The sequence below is a fragment of the Nonomuraea sp. NPDC023979 genome (assembly GCF_040639085.1).
In the GTDB taxonomy this organism is placed as follows: Bacteria; Actinomycetota; Actinomycetes; order Streptosporangiales; family Streptosporangiaceae; genus Nonomuraea; species Nonomuraea ceibae.
In genome coordinates this window covers 1-7,973 of the sequence record NZ_JBEZZG010000070.1, presented here as the reverse complement: position 1 = coordinate 7,973, position 7,973 = coordinate 1, and the positions used below count along the sequence as shown (strand labels likewise).

Sequence of the window (7,973 nt, the reverse complement as noted above, 5' to 3'; positions counted from 1 at the left end):
ACGCCCAGGCCGAAGCGGTCATCCAGCAGGCCAACAGCCTGCCGGGCTTCGTGTACGGGATGCTCCTGCCCGGATTCGCGCTGCACCTCGCCCTGACCGCGCTGCTGGCGACCTGGCCAAGGTCCCCGCCGCTCGGCCGCGTCGACCGGGACCTGCCACTCCAACGAGCCAGTGATCGGACGCAGGCTGAACGATTCCACCGCTCGGGCCACCAGGCCCATCACCAGGCGATGTCGCTCGTTGCCCTGTAGATAGCGCACGAAGGCGGTCAGGTCGCCGCCGAGCACGTCCACACCCCAGCGCTGCCGGCTCACCCACCTGCGTACGTCGAACTCGTGGCGACGGGCGGGCATGTCTCGCCCATCCTGTAGCGCCTGCGCCATCAATGCTGGTTTCGCTCGCCGCCGTCGCCGAAGTAGCACGCGATCAACGCCGGGTGGTCGGCGCCGTTCCGTCGAGGTGATCGCGATCCATCCAGCTGATGCGCAACTCGCCGCCGACCACCGTCCATGAGCACGGCACGGTCGTAGGTGCGCGCCTCTTGACGGTCTCCATGACGTCATCTTCCTCGGGAGATCTCGGCTGGCAGGATGCTGCGCCCAACCTCAGCTTCGTCGTCAACCAGCTCACCGACCGCGGATACGCGGAGCGCGCGGTGGACCCGGGCGACCGCTGTTCGCGGGTCGTCATGCGGACCGAGCGGGGCCGGGAGGCGCGCGAGCGCGTCATCGCCGTGACGCTCGCCGATACCCCGTTCGCCGACTGTGATCCGGACGCTCTGACCCGCTTCGCCGAGATCCTCCAGCGCGTTCTGCACCGCACCGGTCGGTGACGGCCGATCCCGGTCATTTCGCAGATTCGGCGCAGCCTCCGCCTGCCTAGCTTGTTGTGGGTCAGCTCGCCGAATTCTTCCCAGCAGGAGGAGAAATGAGAAAGGCCATCGTCGCCGCGCTGCTCATCGGTGGTGTGATCACGGGCGCGCCCGGAACGGCCGCGGCCGACCCCGGCAGCGACGCGATCACGCAGAAGTCGGCCCGGAACGCCGCCCAGCCCAGCACCATCTGGCTCTACAACGGCATGTACCTGCAGGGCAGCGTCGCCACCATGAGCACCGGGGACAGGGACCTCCGGGACAACCAGTACCCCGGCACCAACACCAGCCTCTACAACACCGTCAGCTCGGTCGACAACCCGACCTCGTACACCGTCCGCCTGTGGAACGGCCTCAACCTCCAGGGCACCTACCTGGACATCCCCCCGTACACCGCTGCGCTGACGCTCGGCTCGATGGACAACGCCGCGTCCTCCATCGAATACTGGTAAGCCCGCTGATCGATCATGCGCTCGTTCCTGAGACTGTGTGTGTGCGGCCTGCTGCTGGCCGGATGCGGTTCTCCAGGTGACGCCGCCATGCCGATGCCGACGGCCCGCCACGAGGCCGTCGGCATCGCGGCGGGCGCCGAGGCGCGGCAGGTGCGGCTCCCCCTTGACGCCTACGCGCTGGGCCCCGGGGGCATGGCGCTGATGGGCGACGCCGCGGAGAGCCTGACCGCCGCCTGCATGGCCGCCGGGAACCTGGCCTGGCCCGTCCTCCGCAGACCTGTCGTGCGTGACTCCGGCAACCGCCGCCGCTACGGACTGATCGAGGCGGAGGTCGCCAGACGGGCCGGCTACGAACAGGTCATGGACCCGGCGGAGGCGGACTACGCGCGCCGGCGCGCCGCCCGTGACGCCGGGCTCACCGCGGCCCAGCGGATCGCCGCGTACGGCCGCGACGGAAAGGGCGGCTGCCTGAGGCGTTCGTGGGAGCGCGTCACCGGGCCCGGATACGTCGAGGACGCGGTGTTCGTCTGGCGGCTGTCCACCGATTCGCTGAAGCACGCTTGGGCTCACCCGAAGGTGAAGCACCTCATGGGCGAATGGCGCATCTGTATGCGCGGGAAGGGGTTCCATGAGCTGACCAGGAAAGGAGTCGCCGAAGCCGTGGCCGATGTGGCGTGCAAGACGGCGGTCGGCCTGGTCCCGGCCTTGGTCGCCGTGGAGACCGGCTTCCAGGAGCGGGCGGTGGCGCGGCATGGGAAGCGCCTTTCCGGCATCGGCTCCCGTCTTCTGCGGCTGCGGAAGGAGCTGCGGGAGCTGGCGGGGGTCAGTCCAGGCGCAGCCGGGCCAGCTCGCCCCGGCTGGCCACGTTGAGCTTGGGGAACACCTTGTGCAGGTGGTAGCCGACCGTTCTGGGGCTGATGAAGAGCCGGGCGGCGATCTGCTTGTTGCTCATGCCGTCGGCCGCCATCCGGACGATCTGCAGTTCCTGGGCGGTGAGCAGGTCGGCCAGGTCCGACCGGTCCCGGCGGGCCGGGTCGGCCAGGTGACGTCTGCCCGCCGCCCTGAGCTCGCCGCGGGCGCGTTCGGCCCAGGGGCGGGAGCCCAGCGACTCGAAGATCTCCATCGCGGACTCCAGCAGTGGGCGCGACTGCCCGCTGCGGCGTTCCCTGCGCAGCCACTCGCCGTACAGCAGCTCGGTCCTGGCCCGCTCGAAGATCCGCCCGCCGTGGCGGTGCAGCCGTACGGCGTCGGCGTAGGCCCGGTCGGCGTCGGCGCCCTCGCTCAGCAGCGCGGTGCAGCGCAGGCCCACGGCCCGCGCCCAGGGCTGGCCGGTCAGCGGGGCCCAGATCTGCACCCGCCTGTTCACGGTGCGGGCCACGTCGAGCCGGCCCAGCCGCGCCGCGGCCTCCACCACGTCGGGAGCGCGGTGCAGCAGCATCATCGTGCGAGCCGCCGGGGCGTGCAGAGCGTAGTCGCCCGCGCGGCGCACCACCGGCTCGTACCTGCCCCGGACCAGGTCGATGAGGTTGAGCGCGGCGTAGCGCATGCCGACGCTGCCCGGGTCGTCGCTGCCGGAGATCAGCCCGGTCAGCTCCCGGACCTGGTCCTCGTCGCCCTCGATCGCCGACAGGTAGGCGGTGATGCCGGTCAGCAGGTCGGCGTACTGGGACTGCTCGGTGTCGCGGGTCAGCCGCAGCCCCTCGCCGGCGCTGGCCCTGGCCTCGCGGTGGCGGCCGCTCAGCATCTCGGCGCGGGCCTTCAGCAGCAGGGCGACGGGCAGGACGCCGATCGCGCCGGCCGTGCGGCAGTCGTGCTCCAGCGCGGCGGCCCGCTCGCGGGAGGCGTGGTCGTCGCCGATGAGCATGTCCCAGATGGCGAGCTGCGCCCGCTGCTGCAGCCCGTCCGGCTCGGCGGTGGCCCGGACGCCCTCGATCACCTCGCGCAGCCAGGGCAGGCGCCGCTCGGGCTCGTCGGTGGCGAGGCTGCCGAGGCCGGCGACGGCCCGCCACAGCGGATGGGCCCGCGCGCCCTCGGGTGATGTGGCGGCCTGGGCCGCGATCGCGGCCAGCGCCGGGAAGTCGCCGGCCAGCCAGGCCGTGGTCATGGCCTCGAAGTACAGCTCGGTCGCGGCGGCCGGGTCCCCGCCCGTGCTCAGCGCCCGCGCCGCGGCGGCCAGGGCGGGGTGGGCCTGGTCGTTGCGGCCGCGAGCGGTGGCGATCATGGCCCGGGTCTCGGCCAGCTGCGCCAGTTCGAGCGGGTCGGCGAGCTGGGGCAGGGCCTGTCCGGCCAGTGTCTCCGCGCGCTGGTGCTGGCCTGACTCGGCCGCCGCCCGGGCCGCGGCGGCCAGGCGCCGGCCACGGCCGTCGCGTCCGGCGCTCAGCTGCGCGGCCCGCTCGTAGGCCGCCGACACCGCCGCGTACCCGCCCCTTCCCCTTGCCTCCTCCGCGCTCCGCTCCAGCGCCAGGGCGGTGCTCTCGTCGGGGCCGGTCGCCGCCGCGGCCAGGTGCCAGGCCCGGCGCGTGGCGGCGTCCGGGCGTCCGTCCAGGGCATCGGCGAGGGCCCGGTGCACGGCCAGCCGTACCGTGATCGGGACCTGCCGGTAGGCGGCGGTCCGCGCGAGCGGATGCCGGAAGTGGAGCGTGCCGTCGGCGATGTGGATCAGCCGGGCGGTCTCGGCCGGGGTCACGGCCTCCAGCGAGCCGCCGAGCCGCCGGGCGGCCTCGATGACCAGGCCGAGTTCGCCGGAGTCCGCGGCGGCGATCGCCAGCAGCGTGCGCGTGTCGTCGGGGAGGGCGGCCAGCCGTTCGTGGAAGGTCCGTAAGACGCGGCCGGGCGCGGGCAGCGAACCGGACCCGACGGCCTGCACCGGCAGCGCGCCCGCGCGCTGCTGCGGGCTGAGCGTCGCCGGCAGCTCGATCAGCGCGAGCGGGTTGCCCTGCGCCTGACCCATGACCTGCTCGCACACCGCCGGGGCGAGATCGGGCGCATGCTCGCGCAGCAGCCGGGCGGCGGGTTCCGCGGCCAGCCCGCCCAGCCGGAGCTCCGGCACCCCGGGAGCGGCGAACGGCCGGTCGTCGTCGCGCGCGGCGAAGACGAGGGCGACCCCCTCCGCCTCCAGCCGCCGCGCGGCGAACAGCAGCGCCTGCGCAGAGGAGTGGTCCAGCCAGTGCGCGTCGTCGACGAGCACCGCCAGCGGGCGCTCCTCGGCGAGGCCGGCCAGCAGGGTCAGCACCGCGAGGCCGACGAGGAACCGGTCGGTGCCCGGCGGCGCCTGGCCGAGGCCGAGAGCGCCGCGTAGCGCCCGCGCCTGCCCGTCCGGCAGCGCGTCCGCGCCGTCCAGGACACCGCGCAGCAGCAGGTGCAGTCCGGCGAACGGCAGCTCCATCTCCTGCTCGACGCCGCTCCCCCGCAGCACGGTCAGCCCGCCGCGCGCCCGCTCGGCCGCGTACGCGAGCAGCGCCGACTTGCCGATCCCCGCGTCGCCCCGGATCACCAGCGCGCCGCTGCGGCCCTCGCGGGCACCGGCCAGCAGCGCGTCGACCGCGGCCAGCTCGCTCTCACGTCCCTGGAGCATGACGCCTCCCGTCTGTCGCCCTGAACAAGTCCTAACATGGGGACATGGAGAGCGCGCAGAGGACCGGGAGGCGTCCCGGGCCGTCCACCACCCGGGACGACATCCTCTGCTCGGCCGCGCGGCTGTTCAGCAGCCAGGGGTTCCAGAGCACGAGCCTGCGGCAGATCGCCGCGCACGCCGGGGTCGACCCGGCCCTCGTGCGCCGCTTCTACCACGGCAAGGACGAGCTGTTCACCGCCCTGGTCCGGTCGGTGTTCAACGCGGAGGACACCGTGCCCGCCCTGCTGCGCGGGCCCCGGCGGGAGCTGGGCGTCCGGCTCGCCGGCTACGTGCTCGACCTACTCGGCGACGTGCGCGACCCGGGCCCGCTGCTCGGCGTCGTCCGCTCGGCCGTGGAGTCGGAGCACGCGGCGGCCTTCATCCGCGCGTACGTGGCCGAGGAGATGCTGGGCCGGTTGACCAGGGCGCTGGAGGTCGATCAGCCCGAACTGCGCGCCGCACTCACCGCCGGCCAGCTCGTCGGCCTGATCCTGGCCAGGTATGCCGTCCGGCTGGACGCGCTGGTCGCGGCCGAGCGCGGCGAGGTGATCGCGTGGGTGGCGCCGGTTCTCCAGCGCTACCTCACCGGCCGCGTGCCCGTCACCCCTGGGACCGGGGAACCGGCCTGACGGTCTCGGCGATCCGCGGATCGGCCCTGCTCACCGTGACCTCGCCCCGGTGCACCTCGGTCTCGCGCACCCCGAACCTCTCCCCCAGGCTGCGCTGCACGTCCTCCACCGGGTCCTCCGCGCGGGCGGCCGTCTCGGCGTCGGGGAACACGGTGATCGTCGTCACCGTGCCCGCGCCGGTGCCGATCGCGCTGTAGAGGATCGCGCCGACCCGCTCCGGGACGCGGTCGGCGAACTCTTGATCCACCTGCCTGACCATCTCCTCGACCGAGCCGGGGCTGCTGCTGTAGTGCCGGACAACCGCGTACATGACGCCTCCGTTCGTCGATCTCTCACCATCGACGCTATATCCCCACCCGAGGACATTAAAGTCGCCGCATGAGGACTTCCCGCTGACTGGTCATCTGACGGATCCGGGGACGTTCGGCGGCGGGGCTCACCGTGATCTTCCCGCTCTCCGCACGCCATCCAGCGTTCTGCGGGCGTTGCACGGCTTAGAGCGTGTCTCAACCTCCTTGGCCAGCACGGGATTCGGGGTGTCTGAAGACTGCTGTCACCCGGTACATGCGATTCCGTTAGCGCAGGTCAGAGATGCCCGTCGGTGGAAGACCTCGCCGCCACCAGCGCCGCCGTGGTGCTCGACACCTCCTTCCGCACCTCCAGGGCCGGCCGCATGGGCCTGGACGACGTCGAGGCCCTGGCCGGACGCTGGCCCGACCGCACCTTCATCCCCACCCACCTCGGCGACGACGTCACCAGCTCCGACCGGCCCAACATCGTCTTCCCGGCCGACGGGCAGACCTTCACCGTGAATGCCAGCGGCCTGACCAGGCGCCCGCCCCGGCCGGGCCGGTGAGGCACCCCGTCCGCCCCATCTGCCGGCCCGGCCCGCTCCCTTGATCCCGCCCCGCCGGCGGCATCAGGGGCTTACCCGCACCGTGCAGCCCTTTGGCTAAGGAGCGGGTACGCACAGTGATGGATTGTGACGAACTGTGACGAAAGTTCGAGGGAACCTACAGGGGACACTCATGAGCACCATCACCTTCGACCACGCCGCCACCGGCTACAGCCTGGCCCAGGCCCGTCGCCTGGCCCGGACGCCCGCGCCGGATGGCTCGCGCCCACCGGACGCCGGTTTCGTCTAAGCGGCTCGCGGCCTTGCCGACCACGCCGTCAGGCTGCCCCGGCGAGCCACCCCAGAGCTCGATGTCATCGTGACTCACCGTCAGCCGCCGTAACCTTTGGCGACAACGGTGCTGTGCGCCGGGAACTCCGCTCGGCAATCCCAGCACGTCACGGCGAGCTTGGATTGCTCGAAAGGCTGGCCGGAAACTCCGTTGGCCCCTTCGATCTTGTACGAGCCGCATTCCGGACAGGGGTGCGGCGCGAAGGTGCTGTCGCATCGCAGGCAACGCCACTGGTCAGCCTCAACCGGCTGAGCATCTAGCCGATCATGTTCGGCCTCGTCAGTGACGCCCAGGAGTCGCACGCGCATCGTGTCGGCGCTACCGCAGCTGAGACAGAGCACCTCTGGATATCGCACCACGGCTCTCCTCCTCGTTCTCGTTGTCATCCCTGCGTGATCAAACAACGACTCTAGAGCGCGCGCACCTGGTCGGGGGTAAAGGTTCGGCATGAAGGCCTCCGGCGCCCGTCAATGTGGGGCCAGGGAACGCCGCCCTGCGCGCGAAGCGTCGACGGTGCATGGCTGCGCGCCGTGCACCCGGCCGCCGCCGAGGGTGCCGATCGCGAAGCGGGTGTGGTCAGCGGGCGACATAGCCGCCGTCGACGGGCAGGGCGACGCCGACGACAAAGCTGGCGCCGGGGCTGCACAGCCACAGGACGGCCTGGGCGATCTCCTCGGCGGTGCCGAGCCGGTTGATGGGCTGGTTGGCCTCGGCCTCGGCCTGGTCGAGCTCGCCCTTGGCGATCATGTCGGTGACCATGGGTGTGTCGATCGTGCCGGGGCAGACGGCGTTGATGCGGACGCCGCGGGGCGCGTATTCGAGGGCGGCGCTGGTGGTCAGGCCGATGACGCCGTGCTTGGAGGCGTGGTAGGAGGCGCGGCCGGGGATGCCGACCAGGCCGCCGAGGGAGGAGCAGTGGACGATCGCGCCGCTGCCCTGGGTGCGCATGTGCCGCAATTCGTGCTTCATCGAGGCCCAGTTGGAGGCCTGGCGGGAGGTGAACTCATAGGCGGCGAACAGCGCCGGATCGACCTTGACCTGGCCCGCCAGGTAGTCGACGGCGGGCTTGGGAACATCCTCCCGGCGCGGGAAGCGGGCCTCCTGCTCGAAGAACTTCAGCATCAGGGCGAACCTTATCTTTAGCTTCGATTTTGATCACGGCCGTGACCAGGGGAGATTCGATGTGGACGGTGTCGTCGACGAGCTTATGGAGCCGGTCTG

At 72.1% G+C, this 7,973-nt stretch carries 10 protein-coding genes; 5 read left to right on the top strand and 5 right to left on the bottom strand.

Features of this window, described 5'->3' with window-relative positions; translation table 11 throughout:
• Positions 1 to 293, bottom strand: a 293-nt coding sequence (locus AB0G11_RS48605) for a hypothetical protein (protein WP_357594065.1), incomplete at its 3' end; no start/stop codon positions are given.
• A 188-nt stretch (positions 294 to 481) separates the two neighbouring features.
• Here AB0G11_RS48605 and AB0G11_RS48600 point away from each other — a divergent pair.
• From AB0G11_RS48600 to AB0G11_RS48590, 3 genes are all read left to right on the top strand, one after another.
• Positions 482 to 832 carry a MarR family winged helix-turn-helix transcriptional regulator gene (locus AB0G11_RS48600; RefSeq protein WP_357594064.1) on the top strand — a complete coding sequence of 117 codons (351 nt, stop codon included), beginning with the start codon at positions 482 to 484 and terminating at the stop codon, positions 830 to 832.
• A 95-nt stretch (positions 833 to 927) separates the two neighbouring features.
• A complete protein-coding gene (locus AB0G11_RS48595) occupies positions 928 to 1,323 on the top strand; it encodes a hypothetical protein (protein WP_357594063.1) in 396 nt (131 codons plus the stop codon).
• A gap of 15 nt (positions 1,324 to 1,338) precedes the next feature.
• Positions 1,339 to 2,193, top strand: coding sequence for a hypothetical protein (locus AB0G11_RS48590; RefSeq protein ID WP_357594062.1), 855 nt, complete (start codon positions 1,339 to 1,341; stop codon positions 2,191 to 2,193).
• On the opposite strand, the gene AB0G11_RS48585 is transcribed toward AB0G11_RS48590, so the two are convergent.
• Positions 2,147 to 4,897 carry an AAA family ATPase gene (locus tag AB0G11_RS48585; RefSeq protein WP_357594060.1) on the bottom strand — a complete coding sequence of 917 codons (2,751 nt, stop codon included), beginning with the start codon at positions 4,895 to 4,897 and terminating at the stop codon, positions 2,147 to 2,149. The two genes, AB0G11_RS48590 and AB0G11_RS48585, sit on opposite strands and share 47 nt — an antisense overlap.
• Positions 4,898 to 4,941: 44 nt before the next feature.
• Between AB0G11_RS48585 and AB0G11_RS48580 the strand changes: the two genes are divergently transcribed.
• The gene (locus tag AB0G11_RS48580) at positions 4,942 to 5,565 is read left to right on the top strand and encodes a TetR family transcriptional regulator (RefSeq protein ID WP_357594058.1); all 624 of its coding nucleotides are present in this window, start codon (positions 4,942 to 4,944) and stop codon (positions 5,563 to 5,565) included.
• Here AB0G11_RS48580 and AB0G11_RS48575 read toward each other — a convergent pair.
• Positions 5,537 to 5,875 carry a hypothetical protein gene (locus tag AB0G11_RS48575; RefSeq protein WP_357594056.1) on the bottom strand — a complete coding sequence of 113 codons (339 nt, stop codon included), beginning with the start codon at positions 5,873 to 5,875 and terminating at the stop codon, positions 5,537 to 5,539. The genes AB0G11_RS48580 and AB0G11_RS48575 overlap by 29 nt on opposite strands.
• A gap of 291 nt (positions 5,876 to 6,166) precedes the next feature.
• On the opposite strand from AB0G11_RS48575, the gene AB0G11_RS48570 reads away from it, so the two are divergent.
• On the top strand, positions 6,167 to 6,421 hold the full coding sequence (locus AB0G11_RS48570) for a hypothetical protein (RefSeq protein WP_357594055.1): 255 nt from the start codon (positions 6,167 to 6,169) through the stop codon (positions 6,419 to 6,421).
• 369 nt (positions 6,422 to 6,790) lie between these two features.
• Here the strand turns inward: AB0G11_RS48570 and AB0G11_RS48565 are convergent, their stop codons facing one another.
• Together AB0G11_RS48565 and AB0G11_RS48560 are read right to left on the bottom strand one after the other, a co-directional pair.
• On the bottom strand, positions 6,791 to 7,060 hold the full coding sequence (locus AB0G11_RS48565; RefSeq protein WP_357594053.1) for a hypothetical protein: 270 nt from the start codon (positions 7,058 to 7,060) through the stop codon (positions 6,791 to 6,793).
• A 268-nt stretch (positions 7,061 to 7,328) separates the two neighbouring features.
• Positions 7,329 to 7,874, bottom strand: a complete 546-nt coding sequence (locus tag AB0G11_RS48560; protein WP_357594051.1) for an SDR family oxidoreductase — start codon at positions 7,872 to 7,874, stop codon at positions 7,329 to 7,331.
• Positions 7,875 to 7,973: the final 99 nt, after the last annotated feature.

What these genes read in the sequence shown, in the direction of transcription:
- AB0G11_RS48600 (WP_357594064.1), top strand. Translation starts at nt 482, where the DNA reads ATGCGCAACTCGCCGCCGACCACCGTCCATGAGCACGGCACGGTCGTA.
- AB0G11_RS48595 (WP_357594063.1), top strand. Translation starts at nt 928, where the DNA reads ATGAGAAAGGCCATCGTCGCCGCGCTGCTCATCGGTGGTGTGATCACG.
- AB0G11_RS48590 (WP_357594062.1), top strand. Translation starts at nt 1,339, where the DNA reads ATGCGCTCGTTCCTGAGACTGTGTGTGTGCGGCCTGCTGCTGGCCGGA.
- AB0G11_RS48585 (WP_357594060.1), bottom strand. Translation starts at nt 4,897, where the DNA reads ATGCTCCAGGGACGTGAGAGCGAGCTGGCCGCGGTCGACGCGCTGCTG.
- AB0G11_RS48580 (WP_357594058.1), top strand. Translation starts at nt 4,942, where the DNA reads ATGGAGAGCGCGCAGAGGACCGGGAGGCGTCCCGGGCCGTCCACCACC.
- AB0G11_RS48575 (WP_357594056.1), bottom strand. Translation starts at nt 5,875, where the DNA reads ATGTACGCGGTTGTCCGGCACTACAGCAGCAGCCCCGGCTCGGTCGAG.
- AB0G11_RS48565 (WP_357594053.1), bottom strand. Translation starts at nt 7,060, where the DNA reads ATGCGCGTGCGACTCCTGGGCGTCACTGACGAGGCCGAACATGATCGG.
- AB0G11_RS48560 (WP_357594051.1), bottom strand. Translation starts at nt 7,874, where the DNA reads ATGCTGAAGTTCTTCGAGCAGGAGGCCCGCTTCCCGCGCCGGGAGGAT.